The sequence below is a fragment of the Affinundibacterium nitidum genome, from assembly GCF_014284155.1.
Lineage (GTDB): Bacteria > Pseudomonadota > Gammaproteobacteria > Burkholderiales > Burkholderiaceae_D > Undibacterium > Undibacterium nitidum.
The window spans coordinates 140,519-160,239 of the sequence record NZ_JACOFZ010000006.1 but is presented as its reverse complement, the minus strand read 5'-3'; the positions used below and the strand labels follow the sequence as shown (position 1 = coordinate 160,239).

Annotated in this window: 20 protein-coding genes; 14 read left to right on the top strand and 6 right to left on the bottom strand. The window is 45.5% G+C overall.

Going from position 1 to position 19,721, the window contains the following annotated elements; translation table 11 throughout:
• Positions 1-74 precede the first annotated feature (74 nt).
• The 4 genes from H8K36_RS14920 (at position 75) to H8K36_RS14905 (ending at position 3,663) form a co-directional block, all read left to right on the top strand.
• Entirely contained in the window at positions 75-1,346 is a 1,272-nt protein-coding gene (locus H8K36_RS14920; RefSeq protein ID WP_186917293.1) for a hypothetical protein, read from the top strand.
• Between the two features lie 11 nt (positions 1,347-1,357).
• The gene (locus tag H8K36_RS14915; RefSeq protein ID WP_186917292.1) at positions 1,358-2,449 is read left to right on the top strand and encodes a hypothetical protein; all 1,092 of its coding nucleotides are present in this window, start codon (positions 1,358-1,360) and stop codon (positions 2,447-2,449) included.
• Between the two features lie 323 nt (positions 2,450-2,772).
• Complete coding sequence (locus tag H8K36_RS14910; protein ID WP_186917291.1) at positions 2,773-3,246, top strand: hypothetical protein; 474 nt, start codon at positions 2,773-2,775, stop codon at positions 3,244-3,246.
• 147 nt (positions 3,247-3,393) lie between these two features.
• Positions 3,394-3,663 carry a hypothetical protein gene (locus H8K36_RS14905; RefSeq protein WP_186917290.1) on the top strand — a complete coding sequence of 90 codons (270 nt, stop codon included), beginning with the start codon at positions 3,394-3,396 and terminating at the stop codon, positions 3,661-3,663.
• Between the two features lie 209 nt (positions 3,664-3,872).
• On the opposite strand, the gene H8K36_RS14900 is transcribed toward H8K36_RS14905, so the two are convergent.
• The 4 genes from H8K36_RS14900 to H8K36_RS14885 all read right to left on the bottom strand — a co-directional run bounded on the left by H8K36_RS14900 (position 3,873) and on the right by H8K36_RS14885 (position 8,501).
• Positions 3,873-6,101 (bottom strand): penicillin acylase family protein, encoded by a 2,229-nt coding sequence (locus H8K36_RS14900; protein WP_230404671.1) that lies wholly within the window; start codon positions 6,099-6,101, stop codon positions 3,873-3,875.
• Between the two features lie 307 nt (positions 6,102-6,408).
• The gene (locus tag H8K36_RS14895) at positions 6,409-7,647 is read right to left on the bottom strand and encodes an RNA polymerase sigma factor (RefSeq protein ID WP_186917289.1); all 1,239 of its coding nucleotides are present in this window, start codon (positions 7,645-7,647) and stop codon (positions 6,409-6,411) included.
• Positions 7,648-8,007 (bottom strand): YciI family protein, encoded by a 360-nt coding sequence (locus tag H8K36_RS14890; protein WP_186917288.1) that lies wholly within the window; start codon positions 8,005-8,007, stop codon positions 7,648-7,650.
• Positions 8,008-8,060: 53 nt separating this feature from the next.
• On the bottom strand, positions 8,061-8,501 hold the full coding sequence (locus H8K36_RS14885; RefSeq protein ID WP_186917287.1) for a hypothetical protein: 441 nt from the start codon (positions 8,499-8,501) through the stop codon (positions 8,061-8,063).
• Positions 8,502-8,993: 492 nt separating this feature from the next.
• Between H8K36_RS14885 and H8K36_RS14880 the strand changes: the two genes are divergently transcribed.
• The 6 genes from H8K36_RS14880 to H8K36_RS14855 all read left to right on the top strand — a co-directional run bounded on the left by H8K36_RS14880 (position 8,994) and on the right by H8K36_RS14855 (position 12,594).
• Positions 8,994-9,878 (top strand): hypothetical protein, encoded by an 885-nt coding sequence (locus H8K36_RS14880; RefSeq protein ID WP_186917286.1) that lies wholly within the window; start codon positions 8,994-8,996, stop codon positions 9,876-9,878.
• A gap of 2 nt (positions 9,879-9,880) precedes the next feature.
• Complete coding sequence (locus H8K36_RS14875; RefSeq protein WP_186917285.1) at positions 9,881-10,459, top strand: hypothetical protein; 579 nt, start codon at positions 9,881-9,883, stop codon at positions 10,457-10,459.
• Positions 10,460-10,485: 26 nt separating this feature from the next.
• Entirely contained in the window at positions 10,486-10,938 is a 453-nt protein-coding gene (locus tag H8K36_RS14870) for an ExbD/TolR family protein (protein WP_186917284.1), read from the top strand.
• A gap of 171 nt (positions 10,939-11,109) precedes the next feature.
• Positions 11,110-11,370, top strand: a complete 261-nt coding sequence (locus tag H8K36_RS14865) for a hypothetical protein (RefSeq protein WP_186917283.1) — start codon at positions 11,110-11,112, stop codon at positions 11,368-11,370.
• Positions 11,371-11,535: 165 nt separating this feature from the next.
• Positions 11,536-12,198 carry a hypothetical protein gene (locus H8K36_RS14860; RefSeq protein ID WP_186917282.1) on the top strand — a complete coding sequence of 221 codons (663 nt, stop codon included), beginning with the start codon at positions 11,536-11,538 and terminating at the stop codon, positions 12,196-12,198.
• Between the two features lie 168 nt (positions 12,199-12,366).
• Positions 12,367-12,594 (top strand): hypothetical protein, encoded by a 228-nt coding sequence (locus tag H8K36_RS14855; protein WP_186917281.1) that lies wholly within the window; start codon positions 12,367-12,369, stop codon positions 12,592-12,594.
• A gap of 136 nt (positions 12,595-12,730) precedes the next feature.
• On the opposite strand, the gene H8K36_RS14850 is transcribed toward H8K36_RS14855, so the two are convergent.
• Positions 12,731-13,408: a hypothetical protein gene (locus H8K36_RS14850; protein ID WP_186917280.1), complete on the bottom strand. Its 678-nt coding sequence runs from the start codon at positions 13,406-13,408 to the stop codon at positions 12,731-12,733.
• A gap of 422 nt (positions 13,409-13,830) precedes the next feature.
• Here H8K36_RS14850 and H8K36_RS14845 point away from each other — a divergent pair, with 422 nt between their 5' ends.
• The 4 genes from H8K36_RS14845 to H8K36_RS14830 are packed head-to-tail and all read left to right on the top strand — an operon-like array spanning position 13,831 to position 17,441.
• Entirely contained in the window at positions 13,831-14,460 is a 630-nt protein-coding gene (locus H8K36_RS14845) for a response regulator (RefSeq protein WP_186917279.1), read from the top strand.
• A complete protein-coding gene (locus tag H8K36_RS14840) occupies positions 14,457-15,827 on the top strand; it encodes a sensor histidine kinase (RefSeq protein WP_186917278.1) in 1,371 nt (456 codons plus the stop codon). The genes H8K36_RS14845 and H8K36_RS14840 overlap by 4 nt, the downstream gene beginning before the upstream one ends.
• A gap of 39 nt (positions 15,828-15,866) precedes the next feature.
• Positions 15,867-16,964: an alpha/beta hydrolase family protein gene (locus H8K36_RS14835; protein WP_186917277.1), complete on the top strand. Its 1,098-nt coding sequence runs from the start codon at positions 15,867-15,869 to the stop codon at positions 16,962-16,964.
• Between the two features lie 3 nt (positions 16,965-16,967).
• Positions 16,968-17,441: a GNAT family N-acetyltransferase gene (locus tag H8K36_RS14830; RefSeq protein WP_186917276.1), complete on the top strand. Its 474-nt coding sequence runs from the start codon at positions 16,968-16,970 to the stop codon at positions 17,439-17,441.
• Positions 17,442-17,562: 121 nt separating this feature from the next.
• On the opposite strand, the gene H8K36_RS14825 is transcribed toward H8K36_RS14830, so the two are convergent.
• Positions 17,563-19,419 (bottom strand): NHL repeat-containing protein, encoded by a 1,857-nt coding sequence (locus H8K36_RS14825; RefSeq protein WP_186917275.1) that lies wholly within the window; start codon positions 19,417-19,419, stop codon positions 17,563-17,565.
• Between the last annotated feature and the right edge of the window lie 302 nt (positions 19,420-19,721).

Here is a 19,721-nt window from a genome sequence, read left to right as displayed (position 1 = left end):
ATAGTTCGCCAGAAAAGAAATTGGACTAGGCTTTTAGTCGTACTTAGTTTTAACAATTGATTTTGGAAAGTTATATGGAAAAAAAACGGATCGCCGAATTTGCGTTTGACATTCAATCAGGTCTAGGTCGAACAGATGCGCCTGAGTTCGACAAACTTCGCACGGCAGGTATGGCGGCGTCTCTCGCTGTACACATTCGCGGGTTAGGTGAAATCGACTACGAAGTTTTACGAAAAGTCTGCGATTTTTACTTTGATATCCCATCATATGCGTTAAAACCAGTGATTGACATTTTGGTTGATATTGACTTTATTGATATCATCGGAACATCTCATAAGATTACGAAAATAATTCCCAAAGTTCCGCATTTTGGTGATTTATACAGCACATTGGGAAACCATCACAGCTTAAATGATTTAAACGAACATGAACAAGCAGCTCTCCATATTCTCGGAGAACTTCAGACGCAGCCTCAAAACGTAGACCGATTATTTGGAACTTCTGGTATAGATGCTGAAGTGTTTAACCGCTGCGTGTCAATTGGCGAAACCAACGGACTGGTGAGGTCACATCGTGTAAGAGGGAAGACGATTTTAACTAGCCCTATCTATTTTGCTGACAGCCTTTCCGAATTTGCTGATTTAGCAGCGGCATCAGGTTCTTCAGACATAGGTAAAGCTTTAGATGTAATAAAAAGAAACCAAGGATGGCCACTTTCTGTTGCGTTAAAACAGCAAGAAATAGGCGGAGTCAAGCTAACTAACGACGTCAGTAACATGATTCACAAATTGGCTCAAGAAGGAATCTTGAAACCTCCGTCTATTAAGTTCTCAACAAAGCAAGAATCTTTTCTGTTCACCCCCAAACCTGGCGCGATTCGTATGGATGCAGCAAATCGTGATATTTATGAGCGTGCTATGGCTATTGTCGCTTCTGTTCGAAAAGGTCAGCTGCTTGCTGACGTAACTCCCATAAAGTGGCCCTTATCAATTTTGAGAGCTTTGCGGGACGTCGGCTTCTTAAAGTCTAATTCCGATGCATTTTCACAATATCAAAATTTGGTTGGCCTTCGCGTTGGATATTTGCTTGAAATTAGTTCTGGGCGATGGCAATTCCACATGCGCAAGGATCCCGAGAATCAAGCTGCGCTAGATTTAGCAATTAAGTTGCTTGAATCAGGAGATCTCGCTGGAATGGAGCTAAATCAAGATGCAAGAATTGCTCTGTCTAAAGATGAGAAATACATTCAATCAGTTGTCGCATCCGCTGAGCTTCGAAAACGTGAACAACAAGTCACTGATCAAAAAGCCGCGTACGAATTTGAACAACTGATGCTTAAGTACTAGGAATAAGAAAAATGGCAGCTACAGACAAGGACTTGCTACAGAAGAGAAAAGCTATAAGGTATTGCGTCGCTTTGGGAATTGTGCCTTTTTACGAAGTTAATGTAACAAATGTCAAGGATTTGACAGATAAACCAGAATTACTAACGGATATAGATGTCTTAGGAATCGATATCAAAAATGGGCGATTGGTAAAAAGCATTTTCGATTGCAAAACCACAAAGACAAGTCCCATCAATCGAGCTTTCTGGGCTGCCGGACTTCGCGAGTACATCGATGCACAGCATGCTTTTGTTATCCTAAAGCGTTCAGCGCCAGAATCACATAAGATTTCCGCACGCACTCTGTTGGTTCATCTTTACGACGAAACACTTTTTGATGCGCATGCAACAGCGCTATCGGCTTTGTATTTGGAAGAAGATGATTACCTGTTTGACATGGATCGATGGCATGCACTCTACGAGTGCTTTCGGGCGAATCAAACATTTGAAAAACTCGGGGATTTTTTGCGCCACAGTGTGCCATTAGAATTAGACGCTGCAAGGGCCGTAAGGGGAATATTGAATACTCTTCGAGCAGCGAAAGGAGAACTGGACCCTGCAAAAAACTCACATGTTGCAATTTATTGCTATGCGCTTTTTAATTTTTGCCTCGCTATGTCTGTAATCGTGAGAGATGTTTTTGATGTCTTTGATCCCAAGCAGAGTAGAGAACAATTTCAAACTTTCCTCAGAGACTATATTTGGGGTGGTCGGGAATCATATCAATTAAGGAAAAAGCTGCAGCTTGTAATGGCAGCGCAAAATGCACACGTTTCGCCTGAATTTGAACTTCACGCTTGGCCTGATTTTGTTGAGCTAACTCGAACACTTCTTGACTCACCAGAGAGCGTGTTCTATTGTGCAACGCCTCTTTTAAGTTGTGCACTTCGAACTGTTCATGGGTCGACAGAAAGATTTGAAACTAGACTAAAAGAGCAGTTTTCAAAAAACAATCGACAAAGACAATTTTCTTTTAGGCTGTCTAGCTATTTAATCACTGCAGCTGGATTACCTCGAGAATTTGACGATCGAATGAAAACTGTAATTAACAATGTTCTGGAGTAACGAATGGACTGCAGCCATGTAGGGCGGGTGCAACCCGCGCTGTGAATCACATCAACGATTTATCGTTCAAATCTGCTTTCAAACATCCAATCACTTTCTCGGAATTTTGAATATTCTGGCGGCGCGGGTTGCACCCGCCCTACATTTTTTCCCTCTTCATTTTCACTTTATTTCGTTCATGATCAAATTCAAGAGAAACCCATCTCCAAAAGAAACGAAATACATTCCAGAGATAGTTTTGAAAGAATAACTGTCGCTTTGCGAGTTAGATGTCTTCGCTTTTATGTTTGAAAACATCGACTTAGAATCGCCTTAAAAGTAGAATGAATATTGCGTATGTCGGCCTTCAAATAACACCTAAAAACTTTATGAGAAAAATTCTCCTCGCTTCTTTCTTAACTTTACTCTTTTCGTTCAATGCATCAGCGTGCAGTTGTTCATTATTTTCTATCGATGAACGCGTTAAGAATGCAGACCAAATCTATTTTGCTACGTTGTTGGGCGCGAAAGTTGTTCCCGGCGATTATCCTGCGAAGTGGCCTCATATCGAAGGTAATTTTCAAGTCCGAAAACTGCTTAAAGGGAAAGTAGAATCGGAGAATGTCACTCTCACGACTGGCATGGGAAACGGCGACTGTGGTGTGTCTATGTTTGTCGCAGAGACATATATCATTTTCAAAGAAAGCGGCCGTGACGGGATCGGAATATGTGGTGGATCAGGTCCCATTTACACCTTCCAAGAAGATGAGATCGAACAAAAAATTAGGAAAATATTGAAGGCAAAAGCAGGAAAATGAATTTTCAGTTGAAGTCCTGTTCGAAAGTAAATCAAGAGACACCCATCTCAGAAGCGATGCATGCATATAGAGAAGTCACATCAGATTTCAAAATATTTAGTCACAAAATATGTGTGGTCCATTTTTCCATCTAACTCGTTTCAAAATATGACCGAAGAAAACCAAGCTGAGAAGAATACCAAAGTTCCGTTCGACAAAAATCCCAATAACGTCGCGGAGATTTTGAACCGCATGTCGACCATCGATGAAGTAAGGGAATGGATTAAGCATGAGCCATTCGGTATTTGGGACGAGTATCCGAGGGGTCGTGCACTATTAAGTATGCTACTCAGAGGCATGGCTAACTGTAAGTATGGACATGAACTAACAGAAGACATACAAGACCTCGAAAATCGCTGGCGTGATGGTCTAGGGTAGAAATACACCGCAACCGTAGAGACGTCCGCCTCTAAAAACAACTAAATACTTCAGAGATCTTCTGGGAACAGAGATCTTCTGGGAAAATCGATGTCGCTTTGATAGGTGGATGTCTTCACTTTTATGAAGCAAAGCTCGACTGATCAGTACCTACAAAAGAACAGCATAGAGTAGCAACCCATGCTGCCCTCCCCCATCACAAACTCAGATTACCTCTGCCCTGGACGATATTTACGCTCCAAATTCTTGGCAATATCTTCAGGGTAAAACAAGACGTCTTTGAACTGCCCTTTGGTGTACATCTCCGCTTGGTCTTGGAAGTGTTTGGAGTTGACGTCGCTGGATTCACCGCCCGCTAGAATACTTTTTGCGGTGACGCGTTTGCCGAAAGAGACTGCGGCGACGAAGCTATTGCCGCGATCGCCGTAGAGGCGTTTGGTGGTTTGTTTGGCTGTCATGGCGTATGAGGCCAAGGCACCAAAATTGCCTGAAGCGAAGCCCACTGGGAGGCTTGGTTTGCTGTCGTCAAATCCAGCGCCAATCTCGCCCGATAAGCGTTGGAAGCGGTTGATCTCACCCCATGGCGTTTGCCATGTTCCAAAATCGGTTTGCAGTTTTTGGCTGGCTCTTTCTAAAGCCGCTAACAATGCTGTTGCTGGAAGTTTGGGCACGTATTCGATGAACTCGATTCTCTTGCTACGTGCTTCTGCCGCGTGGTGTTTGATTAAATCTTGTGCCCAGAAAATCGCTAAAGAAGTCGGTTTCGAATCGACGCCCGTACGCAGATTCCAGGCACGCAAACTCGCGATTTGTTCTGCGAGCTCTGGCTTTGGGTTGGCGTCGTAGGCGGCGAACAAAGGCGGCAGCATGGTTTCGAATGCGGTAAGTTCGCTGTCATAGGCTAAGGCGATTAGGCTATCTAAGCTTAAGTTGTTCGTTTTTTTCAAGAGCTTCACCGCATGAATGCCGCGCGCGTTTTCTGGTTTGTCCCACATATATGATGGATAATCTTGCAAGCGTGGGCTGTAGTCGCCTGCAGCAGCAAACGGCCAATTATTGGTGTTTTGTATCCAGCCATTTTGGGGGTTGTGCAACGTGATAATTTCTTTCAACGTGTGCAAGCCCTGCCAATCGCTAGCCTTGCTGCTACCATCGACGGGTTGTTTGTAATCTAATTGCGGATTGCGACGTGGTACAAAATTACCGTGGAAGTAAGCGATGGTGCCGTGCTTGTCGGCGTACACGGTATTGTTCGACGAGTTGGCGCGCAACTCCATCACTTTGTTAAAACTAGCGTAGTCTTTGGTTTTGGTGCGCAAGAAGGATTGCATCAGCGCCGCCATCGGCGTGTTCATCAAACTCACCGCCACCCATTTGCCATCAGCAGAGCGCACCACCGGCCCGTGATGGCTAGCGTAGGTCGTAATTTTGCGCGTGGCCATGCCGTCTTTAGTTTTGTAGGGCAAGACATGTTCTGTCACTTTTAAAGGTAACTGCTTGCCGTCGTAGAGATAGGTGTATTGACCGTCTTTCTCAGTGACGGTTAATAAAAATTCGTCGATCACATCCGCAGCGTTAGAGGTATGCATCCAACCATTGTTTTGATTAAAGCCTTGGTAGATAAAAAACTGACCCCAGGTCACGGCACCATAAGCATTCAGACCTTGCGCGCTTTTGACGTGCACTTCTGGGCGGAAGTAAAACGATGTGTGGGGATTAATCATCAGCATGGCTTGCCCATTGCTACTGAGTTTCGGCGCAATCGCGAAACCATTCGAGCCACGTGGTTCTGGCAGGCCAGCGGGCTCGACCAACATCGCTAATTCGGGACGTTTGGCGTAGAAGGCTTCGAGCTGTGTGAGGTTAATCGACTCGATATCGCCGCCAATACTGCCTTCGCTAAAAGCCAAGGCCATCCACGGTTCAAAATGCGTGATGAGCTTGGGCTTCACTTCGGGATGCGTGTGTAAATAAAAATTCAAGCCATCGGCAAAGCTATTCATCAATTGCTTGAGCCACGCTGGACTCTTTTTGTATTGCTGTTTCAATTCTTCTGGCTGGATGAATAATTTCATGCGCAAATCACGCCAAATTTCAGCCTCCCCTTCGACCTCGGCTAAACGGCCTATGGCATTGATGTAATTGAGTTCGATACGATTAAAATCGTCTTCGGCTTGAGCGTACAACATACCAAACACGGCATCAGCGTCGGTTTTACCTTCGATATGTGGAATACCCCATTTGTCGCGCGAGATGCTCACTCGCTTCGCGGTCGCTTCCCAACGCGCCAGCTCTTGCGCTACAGGCTTACTTGCTTGCGCTAGGTCCACTTTATCTGCCGCTCTTGCCCATGCACTTGCGGTCGGCATGCTAGCGCTCGAGGCGATACTCAACGCAACGAGGAAGCTTGTTCTTGTGAGACGCGAATGTAAATTCATGGAGTACTCCGACACAAAAATAGAGAAACAAAGAAAGTAAAGCAATTGTATATAGAGCGTAACACAGCCATTTCGTTCAATGAAATTTTGGTGTGTATGTTGTTCACGCTTGACACCCATATCGTGGGCGTTGGCGAGTACGTATTTGTGGGGATCTCGATTTCTTAACGATGGTTTGGAGTTCACATCGTTTTGAGACAAGGTGTAAGAGCTCAAGTCGTCTTATTGGGTAGTGATGACATAGCAAGAGAAAAATAGTCCAATTGCTGGGCACATTATGTCGAGATCTCTCTTTACGAAGCCTTGCCTACTTTAATGTTTTTCGGATGCCTTCCAAATAGACCTTAATTTTTTCTTGATTAGATAAGCCAATCGCAATCTGATAGGCATGATCTGCCAATGCGAATGACTCTTCACCTTGGAGACTGAGCAGATAAGCTTTCGCCACCCACCACGCCTGAAAAGTTTTGCTTAAGTCTGCATCCATTCGCTCAAGTTGAACAAGCCCCGCTTGAACCTCACCGGCTTCACCCATCGCGACAGCGCCTGCGACTAAAGAGCCTTGGGTGGGGAAATACGCATTAATTTGTTGATAAAGATGCGCGATACTTTTCCACGGTGTTTGGCCGGTAAAGAGACAATGACAATGTGCCGATTGCACAGCCGCTTCCAACTGAAATGGTCCAGGCTTTTTGTGTTGCGATGCTGACCACAGCACTTGATCAGCATGCACGATGGCTTCTTTATCCCACTTACTTAAATCGTGTTCCGCTAAGGGGATGAAGTTTCCTTGCGCATCCCTACGTGCTGCGCGTCGCGCGGAACAGAAGGTCATCAGTGCAAATAAGCCTTTGGCTTCGGGCTCTGCCGGCAAAAGTTCGCATACGATCTTGCATAGATAGATCGCCTCATCGTAAAGATCGGTAATGCGCGTCTCGGCTCCATCGATGGCATCGAGACTCAAACCGAAGGCGCCATAAATACATTCCAACACACAACTGAGTCTGTCTGGAAGCTCATCTACACTTGGCTCTTCAAAACGAATTTGGGTATCACGTATCTTTTGTTTTGCTCGGACTAAGCGTTGCGCAAGCGTTGTGGGCGACAGCATGAGCGCAGGCGCCATATCGGCAACCTGTAAGCCCAAGACTGTTTGCAGCATCAGCGGAATCCGAATCTTTTCGTCAATTGCTGGATGGGCGCACACAAACATGAGTTTTAAGCGGGCGTCGGGCAATGCAGACGTTTCGACCATTGCTTCATCCCCTTCCAGCAATATCGTGAGCGCGGGATCTGATCTTACTTTATCGTGCCGCGCTACCTGCAGCAGTTGGCGCTTCGCCACGGTGAGTAGCCAAGCGTCGGGGGAATCGGGTATGCCGCTAACAGACCAGACCTCTAAGGCTTTTAACAAGGCATCGCTCAGAGCATCTTCCGCCGCCGCGATATCTCGCCACTGCCACGCCAGATACGAGGCCAAGCGCCCAAACGAAGTGCGGGCGGCAAACTCGATGGCTTTGTAACTGACGGGCGTTTGTGTGCTCATTTAGTTGGGTGCCATCACCATAACAGGTCGAACTTCTGTGCTGCCGGTTAAAGCACACGGGCTGCGGGCGGCCCATTCCAAGGCATCATCGAGACTGGGCACTTCAATGATGAAATAACCCCCAATGTGTTCTTTGGTATCAGCGTAGGGGCCATCATGAATCACCCGTTTGCCGTTACGTATTTGCACTTGGGTGGCGGTATGAGGCTCTTGTAAGCCATTTCCGTGAACGATGATTCCGGCTTGACCCATGGCGCCAATGTAGGCATTCCAAGCACCCCAATAGGCAGGAGCTGTCTCTGGGTTAGCGCGTTGTGAGACCTCGTCCAAGGTTTCTTTGTGTATTAACATAAATTGCATTTTGCTCTCCAAAAAATAGTGTAAGTTCGAATGAAATAGTTGTAGATCTTTACTTAAGCGGGAACTACCTTGAACCGAGTCCCCGACATCCAATGCAAGCCAGCGGCGATCAACACCACGGCACTGAGTACCATCACTTGTGACGCTCCAAAGGCTGCAAATACGCCTTGCGTAATATCGCCAATAAAAAGAAAGATAGAACTGACTAAAGATACGCCCAAGACGATTCGTGCTGCTTTCCGCTTCAGAAGCATGAGCACACAGCCTAAGGCACCACCGAATACACCGACTGCAAAGGCGGCATGCATCCAGATAGGCAACCCTGTATAGAGCTCAGCTTGGGCCTGCGTCAGTCCATTCGCCATTAAACTACCGACACTGCCGTTAACGGTTTGAAGAAACTGAAATACCCCAAACACATTCCAAGCAAGGCCCAAAAAAAGCACAGGCCTAATCCACGCCGGGCTGGTTTCTTTTGTTGCTAATAATCGCATATATTTACCTCCGTTTTAAAAGGTCGTTGCATGATTGCCTCGACTTACAGAGGAGATGCGCCAAACAAGCCTCAATCGACATTTCATCAAAATATTTTTTCTTGATGAGAAAAAGTTGGGCTTCAAATGCAAAACAATTAAGGATTTGTCAAGATCACGCTTACCTTCGACTTCATTAAAAAAATGAGCATCACCCCCAACAAAAATGAAGACGAGACCTATTGCAACTAGCTAGATATTTGCACCAAGGAAAAACGCTTTCCTGCAACTAGAAACGCTGTTCGAAGATCGGCTTTAGGCTACCTTCATTCAGGAGCGAGGCAGGTTCTGACAGATTTACCACTTCATCGCGTAGTATCTGATATTCGCATTAGGTGAATTTTCCATGCATATCTTCTACGCAATTCTTAACCTCGCGCAACTACAAAAATCCTAACGACAAGACCTTCATAATCCGCGATAATATGGCCAAATTTATTATCTTTTCCAGCCATGCAGAGCCAATACCTCATACCTAAATTTGTAGCTTCGATTTTTCTTGGACTAGTTCTAGCGAATATTTCAATCGAAGCAAGCGCACAAATCAACTCGCTCAAAAAATTTGCTATTGAAGATTTTTCAGACGTCGGGCGCGTAAAACAGGTAATTGAACTCGATCCTAAAGTTATCCAAACGGCCGAAAACTTCCGACCGGAAGGATTTGATCTGCTTCCCGGCAAATTGCTACGTGTGAGCTTGAAGAAAGAATTCGTACATCAAGGACAAATGACGCACTCGACTACCGAAACCGTCGAAAGCGCAAAAGGTGCTCTAGGATATTTTGTAATCAAGACCAAAGAAAATCTCCCCAAAATGGAGAATTTTTGGATTACAAATCATGTCCTAACATCGCTAAATTTTCTGCAGTTGGCCTGGCGTAACCATTCAGATTGGAAGCCGAGTGTAGGCTCTGATTCGATAACTGATCGCACTGGCTACGTGACGGAATTAAAACTACCGCTTCAGTTTGAAAGCGCGTTGAGACCCGGAGCAAATTGGGGCTATGAATTTATATTCGAGATGGAATCCAGCAGTTTTCAAGGAGTCGAAACGAGGAAGAGCGGCACTCTAAAGTATATTGTCGAAGAATGTCGCAATGAACAAGAAACACCAGCATCAGACTTGCACAATAAACTGACTGGGAAGATGATTGTCGTTCAGTGTCAATCCAAAGTTGCAGAGATTGGCAATTATGCGAAATTTGCGTACTTAAAAGACTACGGTTTTTTCATGCCAATGGAACGGCGAAATGGTTTAGATTCATCGATACCAAAGACAACAATCATTTACAAAATCTCAGATATTGAGTTCGCACCAACTATGACGAAATCGAATTAATTATGCAAGCACTTCGTATCCTTTTTATTCTATTAGTGTTGTCTCTAACCGGTTGCGCTCAGATAATTCAATCCAAGCTGTCGTCCGCAAGAGGTACTATTTATAACGAGAAAGAACAACTTCAAGTCTCAGGAAAAGGCGCATCACGTGTGTTTATCTTGGCTGACTTAATGAACGAGAAAGATTCCATTAAGTCTGAGAACAGCAACCTTTCCTCATCTTTATACAACACACTGAGTAAATACAACTATCCAGTGAGACAATTTGAGCCTAAGAGCCAAGCCGAACTCAACCAATATTTACCAAAACTTGAAGCAGAACTAAAGCGCGATCCAAGTTTACTGGTAGTGCGTCTGATTCCAAAATCAATGCGTGTAAAGACGGAAATCAATAAGCAAAGCGTAGGCGTGCCCCAAAGTATGAGCTTCGTCGTCTATGCCTACACAGGAACGTTGAGCTCGCCCGCTTATGTATATACTGGCGATTGGCTCTACGATGGCGACTTCTATTTAAACGCAATGGGACCAGCGATCACTGAACGCTTAATCAAAGCTGGTTATCTGGCAAAAAAAAGTGATTAAAGATGTGCGAGTTAAGTGAAACCCACGTGGATACCCATCGCAAATATTGGCAGTCATCTCAGCCGATTGATGCAAGTCCCTCCAAGCTAAGTATCGTTTTGCTGCTCAGTCTACTGTTGAGCATTGCAGGAGTCGTTTTCTTAAACAAGAGTGCACCGACAAGTTCCCAAAATAAGTTGATCGTGCTCAACATTCCTGGCTGCACGTTGGGGGGCTTTAACTGGTCGACCGAAACGGCACCAGAAAGAGTAAAAATCGATATCGATTTCGATGGTCGCTATATGTTAAATGGAAAAGAGATCGAGTTCCAAGATCTTCAAAAACATTTGCAAGGTCTGGGAAAAAATCGTTCATACAACTATATCGAATTTGAAACAAATCAATTGGCAAGCTTTGGGAAATTTCACCAAGTACTCAATCTAATACAGTCAGAGGGGATCAACTCCGTCGGCATTGTACTTCGCTCCCCATATAGCTGATAGCTCACGGTGCTGATTCGAAAATGGCATGATCCAACTCTCTGTCAATTGCATCTTCAATCGCGCACTCCATGACAAACAATGTCGATACGATCAGCCGTCAAGTCAGCACTTAAGCTTGAGGTTATTCTACAAGACGTAGATTTATCGCTTTCATTCGGAATAACTAATATGCACGAAGATAGTCTAGCTAAAGAAGCTACCATCGCCTCGATCGAGAAAAAACCAAATAGAATCGCGGATATTTTTAATCAGATGTCGTCTGTCGACGAAGTCAGGGCTTGGATCAAACAAGATCCTATAGGTGTTTGGCACGAGTATCCCCGAGGTTGTGCCTTGCTTGGTTTGCTTACTGACGGCATGAATGAATGTAAGTACAAATCTGAACTTGCAGAAGACGTAAAAGAACTCGAGAATCGGTGGTGGAGATAATTCACGTTTAAAGAGATGCGATAGAGAATACCAATACGACATTCGCACAGCAAAAACATCAATCCAAGACCCAATACACAGCGGCAAAAAACAGCCCCATCACAGAATTCAATCCGAAAAACATCAATGAAGACTAGGCTCAAATTCTTCAGCAGGCTCACTTGTGTGAGTATCACATTATTTTCCTTAGCAGCTTGTTTCGATAAGGCCCAAATGGCGTCATCAAGAGACAAAAAAAGTTTGCAAGCGCACGCTGGATATTATGTGGATACACAACTACTCGAGGACGTGAAGAAAACCAAGTTTTGGAAAATACCCAATTTTGTGAGTGCTGTAAACATCGACAAATCGGGTGGCGGTGCTTTTATTTTTTCGTGGCATGAAGGAAGTTGGTTTGAAGAATCGGAGGAAAAGGTGATGGTCTTCAAAGGTGACTCCATTAAGTTTATGGATGAGAAATTCAGTACCTCTACTTTCATCAAAGTCGCTAATGCAGCTGACACTCTAGAGGATGTTAGGAATTACGATCCTATCTTCTTTAGTCTTATTTTTGACGGCTGTTACCTTGATCAATCAAATCGACAGTGGTGTTTCTCACAAAATAAAATCAAAATTGAAGCAAAAACGCTTGAAGCGCGACTCGTTCTAGATCGATCTGAATTGCCACAAGATGGCAATATCGTGGACATTGAAACAGAAAAACTGTTTTGGATATTCAAGCCGGAAAAAGATGGTTGGCTAGTACTGAAAGGTGATTATGTTTCAAGGAGCGGTGGCAAACCGCTCAACTGGAACAAGCCTTGGATGAAATTACGACCAAAGAAATAGCGTTATTGAAATAGGCGATGTGGGACATCACTTAACATGTAATATCTATACAAGAAAATTTCAAGACTAATGCAATTTCCCTGTTTTTGGCATCAGAAGAACATCAGATTAGTATAAGCACGTTCAACTATAGGTGAACTATATTTTCGGAACGTCTAAGGAGAAACAATGACTTCAAGCTTTACAGAGCGCTTAACTGAAAAATTTAACGCAATGGAAAAACCCAACGATGTAATCGATTGGATTAATGCGCCGGAACAAGACATGTTCGGGGAATGGCCTCGTGATAGTGGCGGCTTCCATCACGCGATTTTGGCCGCGAAACAATGCCGGCATGGGCAAACATTGGCAAAGCAAATTGCAGATCTTGAGGACTATTGGCATAGAGGGACTTAGCCAACTTCGAAGCAAAGTATTGATCTGCGATCATTAGCTCATTACAACTTAAATTCAAGGCAGGATCCAAAAGTCATCCCACTTCGATCGTGGGATCACATTGATATCGGGTAAAAAGAGGTAGTTTCTCCCCATCTTACTTGTACAAATTAGTCAGTTCCATCCACCAAGACCATCCTGGCGATGCAAAAAAACCATATTGTTGGAGCGCCACCGAAACCAAAAGAATGAGGTAAGGTGCGCGTAGTTTGCCTTTGCGATAGTCGTCATAGATTAGACAGAGCACAGCGGCAAAACAGATTGCATAAGACAGATGCACTGCCATCTCGAATGAAGTAATCCACTCCCCCAACTTTGGCATAATGCGACCGAGCGCGGGTGGTAATACTAGAACCGCAGTTGACGCCATGAAGCGTGCATGCAGTTGAATACTCTTTCGATGATAAAGGGCAGCCCCATATGCCATCGCGAATGTAATTAGAGTAATGGTATCAATCCAAACAAGACGACTACCGAAGGCTTGCGAAAAACCGGAGGGGCTCGTCAGCATTGCTTTCATCATCAACACGCCAGAGACGATAAACAGCGGAACTAGTAACAGCGAGCCGCGACCAACTAGTCTATGTGCTTGTATTTTTCCTGTTCGCATCAGCCACGATTGTACGATCAACATCAACATCCAGAGGGTCGCCGTGATGCCATGGAAATGATGAACCAAGTCGACTTTCGCCAGATCGCCGAAATAAGACGGATAAAAACCAATCACCGCGATCAACAGTACCGCACAGAAGTAATAAACCGCCTGCTTATACATGGACCTCTCCAAGCAAATCAATATCAGGCGCCAAGTGTGTTGGAATCGGAGATACTTGGCAAATGCTTTGGGTTCACCATGACCAACGCTGCTAACAAATGAGGCACAGTTGCAACAATCTTGGAAAAACATTCACTTAGGAAATATGGCCAGTAAGTATAGAGTTACGACATTAGTTACATAGAACTCTGCACATGTTGTTAGATCGGGCTTAATCACCTCGCTGATGCCTCACTATCGATTAATCAACTTATTCCTGTCTGCTGCTATTTTGGCTCCTCTATTGCTCTAATCTCAAGTTCGAATTGTTCCCTAAGATCATCCCCGCCTGGGCGTCAAAAATGGCTTAACCGAATTTAGATTCGCTTAAGGTAAACCTGACTATAATCCTTCCATGCATTTATTAATTCATTGAAGACGACATGGATTTGGGCTCGGCGTTGCAACAGGCTTTGAAGGCCGAAAGCATCACCAGCGTTTGGCTGCGCCGTATGGCAGACGCACCATGGGCTGCGGCTGATCTGGACTATGATTGTGCTTTGCTCGATGTCTCGCTCCCAGACGGCAGTGGCCTTGAATTACTCAAGCGCTGGCGTCAAACGGGTGTGAATCTACCGATCATTATGATTACTGCACGTTCCGGCTTAGACGACCGCTTGGAGGGGCTCGATAGCGGTGCCGATGACTTTATTGTCAAGCCATTTGCTATGGCGGAACTCATCTCACGTGTACGGGCGGTATTACGACGTTATGCACAACAAGCCAGTGCACATTGGAATATTGGTGACTTAAGAATCGAACCTCGCGCTTTCCGCGTTTGGCAAGGTGGCGTGGAACTTGATCTGGTTCGAAGAGAGTTTGAACTATTGATCGAATTGGCACGCGAACCGGGTACAGTGGTGTCTAAAGGTGTATTAGCTCAACGGCTAGAACCACTTGGTGAACCACTCGCATTCAGCTTACTCGAAGTTCACGTATCGAATCTACGCCGGAAAATCGGTGCGAATCGCATTCGTACCTTGCGTGGCATTGGTTATATGTTGGTTGTATGAACTTATTTTCTTTTATTTTGCGCCCTAGCCTTGTTCGACGCGTCAGCCTGACGCTGCTAATGGCATCGATCGTGATCTGGGTAGTGTTGATGGCCTATTACTATTGGCAGGAAACTGCACAAGTTACGACTAGCGCGAAACAACGCGAGCGCGGCGAACTCGTAATGACAGTGCTCGCAAAAATTGAAAATGCCGAACAAGCGCGAACAGTGGCGACATGGTATTCCACTTTGTTTAACGCACAGTACCAACGCGCAGCTTTACCAGAAAAATTCGTACTGCAACTACAAAACAAACAAGGTCAAGTTCTATTCGCCTCAGCTACCGCAAGTAGGTTTCCATTCCAAGGAACCGCAGGTGAGGTAACGGAGAACGAGTTCAATGGCGATCGCTATCAAATTTATCGATCTGAGTCCGGACCTTGGACGTTGCTAATGGGCGAACCCGCACCAGATCGAGGCTGGCTGCTGACACGTTTGAGCCGCAACTTGACGATGTCGATCTTGATCTCCTTTCCGCTGTTATTGATTCCGATTTGGTTCGCGGTAACCCGTGGCATGCGTCCACTACAAACGCTTTCCAATCTCATCGTCACACGCGGCCCAGATGACCTCAGTCCATTAAAACTCGATGTTAAATACGCTGAATTGTTGCCCCTCACGGAGGCCTTGGATCGACTCCTGAGTCAACTGCGAACTAAACTCAGCCACGAACATGGTTTTGTGCAGGATGCGGCACACGAGTTACGGACTCCCATGGCGGTGATCTCAGCACAAGCGCATGTGATGATGAAAGCTGATGATCCAAAACATCGCCAAGAAGCAGCAAAAAACCTAGACGAAGCGATTGCTCGCACTTCGCACTTGATTCAGCAATTGCTCGATTTAGCACGCATAGATCAGAACGAAACAATGACGATTGAAAAACTGGATCTGTGCCAAATACTACGGCAAACAATGGCAGAAATGGCTCCACTAGCCATAGAGCGTCAGATTGAGTTAGAGCTAGAAGCGCCTGATGAATTGATTCAAGCAATCGATAAGCATACTTTTTTATCGATCATCCACAATCTACTCTCAAACGCACTGCATTACGGTAATGACCGTGGCCAGGTACTAGTCGAATTGACGGTGGCCGACAACACCGTAGTGTTATCAGTTGCAGACGACGGACCAGGAATCGCCGACGAAAAACGAGCACTCGTCTTTGAGCGTTTCTACCGCGTGGCAGGCACCGATAAATCAGGTTCAGGACTGGGTTTAGCGATTGTGGCGCAAGCGGTTACCCGGCTGCACGGCAATGTACGCGTCGAAACTGGTTTGAACACTCGCGGCTGCCGCTTTATCGTCGAAATACCGATGTCATAGCACTTAGGTGCCGTTTGCTTTTACAACCAAGGAACTCCTATGAACCACGATCAAACATCAGCCAAATCAGCTGATCTGACTACCTTACGCGCTCGCCCTCACTTAGGCAAAAAAATAGGGAAGTGGTTTGGCCTATTGACGCTCGCATTCGTCGTCATCGTCGCTATTGTAGCCGGTGTACTCTACTCAACAGCGCTAAGTTCCGAGAAGCCCGTGGGCTTTCAAGTCGTGCGTGCAGTCGACGCCGAAGGCAAACCCTTTGCTCTGGGCATTTGGTATCCGACCACAGCACAACCAACGTCCAAGTGGGCTGGTAGCTTTTTTATGCAAGTTGCTAGCAATGGCCCGATTGCGGGACATGATTTACCACTCGTCGTCATCTCACATGGCACTGGTGGAAGTATCACTAGCCATGCCGATCTCGCACTCGCCCTCGCCTCTGCTGGCAACGTCGTCGCTACACCGATGCACCTAGATAATTTTCAAGACATGTCGTCAGTCGGAACACCTGCTTACATCACTGGCCGCACCCAACAACTGCGCGCCACTATAGACCATATGCTTGCAAAGTGGGAGGGACATCAACAAATCGATAGTGATCGTATCGGAGCCTATGGTTTTTCTATCGGCGGCTTCACCGTGTTGACCGCAGCTGGTGCACAACCAGACTTAGCCAGTGTTGCAAAATATTGCACAAACAACCGTGAATTCGCCTGCGACATGTTACGCGAATCAAAATCCTTTTTACTGAATGCCGAACTGCCCGTTGGGACAGATAAGTTTGAAGCGGATACACGCATCAAAGCAATCGTAATCGCCGCGCCAGGCCTAGGCTTTAGCTTCAAAGCTGCCAACGCGTTCGACAATATCCATATGCCTGTTCAGTTATGGCAGGGAGATAAGGATCTGAGCGTGCCGTATGACAGTAACGCCAAAGTGATACAGGATGGACTTGGTCATAAGGTCGATTTTCAAACGATAGCAAATGCTGGACACAATTCTTTTCTCGTACCCTGTGGCCCCTTGAAACTCGCGCCGATTTGTTCCGACCCAGAACAGTTTGACCGTGCCACTGCGCATCACGATATGAATAAAAAGATCAACGATTTTTTCGCCAAGAACCTGAAGAAGAAATAAAGCATGAAGACCACCACGAGTTTACAACTACGCCCATACGCTTCTACTGATTGGATTCGCGTCTGCGCTATTCACGACGCCGCGCGCAAAGATGAATTAAAAGCGGCCAATCTTCTCGATGCATTTCTCACACTTGAAGAGACTGCTGAAAACGAAGGCTTCCACGAATACGATATCGTCGTTGCAGAACACCTAGGCCAAGTACTCGGTTTTGTAGCATTTACGAAGGACGAACTAGCGTGGCTGTATGTTGACCCCAGCGCCTACGGAAAGGGAATCGGCAGCGCACTAATCAAGGCAGCGTTACAGCAAAGTGCGGGGCCAATGTCTGCCGAGGTACTTGATGGCAACGTCAATGCTATCGCAACTTACAAAAAGGCCGGTTTTATTGAAGTGGGACATGCGCAAGGACACATGCCAGGCAATGAGTCCTTCGCGGTTTCAGTGACTGAGTTGAGGCATCCTGGTTTAATGTAGACTTTGATCGCTTAGAAATCGAAAACTATTCGTTTCTGCGCCTATCACCATATCTGGCGTCAATTCCAGGCTTGGCGTACAACTCTCTACACTCAACATTTTGGAGCGAAATTGGGGCGCTTTAGAGTTTTACTTTTGCGATGGCAAGTCCATTTAATCCGAGATAGAAAGTATCATCGCTATCGACATATATCTGCCCTATCTTTGGCAGAGTCGTATCGGGGAAACTCTTTGCCAGAGTCTCTTTATCGATAATCGTACTCACGTGCCCACTTGGAGTGAGTTTTCGAATTGCATTATTGTCGAAGTCGACGATGTAAACATTAGCTTTGCTATCGGTAGTTAAATTGCCTGGTCGAGAAAATCGCGCCTTGACTCCATCACCATTTTGGCTTCCCGGATTATCAAGCAAGCCTGCGACCACGCTCATCTTTCCCTTCGTATCGTATTTCGAAATCACATGTCTTTTTGACGCAGTATAAATATTACCGTCTTTATCGACTGTGATACCCGTGTGATAGCCTTCAGATCCCGGCAAGCTAGTGACCACCCCGGCGGGTGTCACTTTCCGAATTCGCGTCTCTGCACAAGGAAACGACTCTTTGCCGCAGATCACTGTATGTTCTACGACAAACAAATTACCTAGACTATCGATCGCCATATCGTGCATAAAAATTCCCGTATCAATCGTGGAAATTGTCCCACTTGGACTGATTTTTCGGATACTTTCCAGTAATGGGTTATCGAGCACGTATAGATTTTGATCCTTATCCATTACAAGTTTGATAGGCGCTCTGAAATATACAGGCTGTTGTTGTTGATTAAACGTTCCCTGAATATTCATGTCGCCGTACTTGGTGCTTACAATTCCATTGGGACTGATGCTCCGAACAGATGTATACCAATAATCCGGAACCCAAAAGGTTCCCGCCTTGTCGATGGAAAACGATCCCAGTGTAAAGTTACCGGGCATTCCATCCATTTCGATTCTCCCCGATGTTGATAAAGCACTACCATCGAGGCGATATTGACTAATCGCGAATCGCTCATTCACTAACACATTCCCCGATGGCGACACGGCAATCGTCCTTGGATAGGTGTTGTAGCCATCAGATAATTTGATCTCGGCTCCTCGAACCACAGTCACTATACGGCTCGGACTAACTTTGAAAATCGAATCCACTCCACTCGCAACATAAATATTATTGTCAACGTCCACAGCCAAGCTACGCGCATCAGCAAATGTCATAAGAGGATTGATAGAGTCAACGACCTGTCGACCAAAAATTCCATAGATTGAAGTCACGTCTCGCTGCTGGCTGATTTTCTTTAGGCGACTTTCATCAATGACGTAAATCTGATCGTACTTGTCAACGACAATCGCTGTTAAACGACCAAGGCGTGCATTATTACCGACGCCATCCTGATCTCCGCATTCTCCGGGATTACCCACGAAAGTCGCCAAGTTTCCAAGCGCACTGACCTGCCAAACTGCACAACGGGAGGAGTCCGCGACATAAAGGTTGTTGGCCGAATCGATCGCAAAGTCATCGATTCTTTGGATCTGAGGAAATGAAAGTGTTTTTACTGTGCCATCGATACCGATCTTTCGTAAATCTGCCCAGTTCGAGACATAGACATTGCCCTGATAATCGACTGCAATTCGACTATTAGCCTCAAACCTAAAGGTCGCTACACCCACCGAACCATCTAATGTTCCTGATACATTTGGTAGACCGGCGACACGTGTAATGACACCATCTGCTGTCATCTTCAGTACGATGCTTTGCTCTGGTTCAATGAAATAGCTGTTTCCGTATTGATCAACGCTTAAACCAACGTAGCCCTTGATTTTTGCCGTTAATGTGCCAAATAAAATGGATACACTCGTTGTCTGCGAGGGATTGTCACTCGCTTTTGGTAAATCAAGCGGTGTAGTAATGCTTGCTTTCTGGCTAGAACCACCGCAAGCACTCAAACAAAAAACACAAAATAATGAGCTTACAATAGCGCCAACTAGGTGACGTCTTTGATTCAACAATCGGATCATAGTCTTAAAAAAAATTGAACAAGAAAAGCGTGGTCGTATTGGTTTTAAAGGCGACTAACGAGGTGAAGTCGCCATCATACTCATCGCAAAGTGCGACGACTGTGCGCATAATCACATTCGTATTTTTTTCTTCCTCCAACGAAGGAAGTATTTTGATTTAAAAGAGGGCTGAAACGTTCCACATCATGCGAATCAGTATAAGGGATGAATATTTTTTGCCTCACAAAATC

Coding starts and splice junctions, on each gene's coding strand:
- H8K36_RS14840 (WP_186917278.1), top strand. CDS start 14,457: ATGAACTTATTTTCTTTTATTTTGCGCCCTAGCCTTGTTCGACGCGTC.
- H8K36_RS14850 (WP_186917280.1), bottom strand. CDS start 13,408: ATGTATAAGCAGGCGGTTTATTACTTCTGTGCGGTACTGTTGATCGCG.
- H8K36_RS14865 (WP_186917283.1), top strand. CDS start 11,110: ATGCACGAAGATAGTCTAGCTAAAGAAGCTACCATCGCCTCGATCGAG.
- H8K36_RS14905 (WP_186917290.1), top strand. CDS start 3,394: ATGACCGAAGAAAACCAAGCTGAGAAGAATACCAAAGTTCCGTTCGAC.
- H8K36_RS14835 (WP_186917277.1), top strand. CDS start 15,867: ATGAACCACGATCAAACATCAGCCAAATCAGCTGATCTGACTACCTTA.
- H8K36_RS14845 (WP_186917279.1), top strand. CDS start 13,831: ATGGATTTGGGCTCGGCGTTGCAACAGGCTTTGAAGGCCGAAAGCATC.
- H8K36_RS14910 (WP_186917291.1), top strand. CDS start 2,773: ATGAATATTGCGTATGTCGGCCTTCAAATAACACCTAAAAACTTTATG.
- H8K36_RS14885 (WP_186917287.1), bottom strand. CDS start 8,501: ATGCGATTATTAGCAACAAAAGAAACCAGCCCGGCGTGGATTAGGCCT.
- H8K36_RS14875 (WP_186917285.1), top strand. CDS start 9,881: ATGCAAGCACTTCGTATCCTTTTTATTCTATTAGTGTTGTCTCTAACC.
- H8K36_RS14900 (WP_230404671.1), bottom strand. CDS start 6,101: ATGAATTTACATTCGCGTCTCACAAGAACAAGCTTCCTCGTTGCGTTG.
- H8K36_RS14830 (WP_186917276.1), top strand. CDS start 16,968: ATGAAGACCACCACGAGTTTACAACTACGCCCATACGCTTCTACTGAT.
- H8K36_RS14855 (WP_186917281.1), top strand. CDS start 12,367: ATGACTTCAAGCTTTACAGAGCGCTTAACTGAAAAATTTAACGCAATG.
- H8K36_RS14920 (WP_186917293.1), top strand. CDS start 75: ATGGAAAAAAAACGGATCGCCGAATTTGCGTTTGACATTCAATCAGGT.
- H8K36_RS14895 (WP_186917289.1), bottom strand. CDS start 7,647: ATGAGCACACAAACGCCCGTCAGTTACAAAGCCATCGAGTTTGCCGCC.
- H8K36_RS14890 (WP_186917288.1), bottom strand. CDS start 8,007: ATGCAATTTATGTTAATACACAAAGAAACCTTGGACGAGGTCTCACAA.
- H8K36_RS14880 (WP_186917286.1), top strand. CDS start 8,994: ATGCAGAGCCAATACCTCATACCTAAATTTGTAGCTTCGATTTTTCTT.
- H8K36_RS14915 (WP_186917292.1), top strand. CDS start 1,358: ATGGCAGCTACAGACAAGGACTTGCTACAGAAGAGAAAAGCTATAAGG.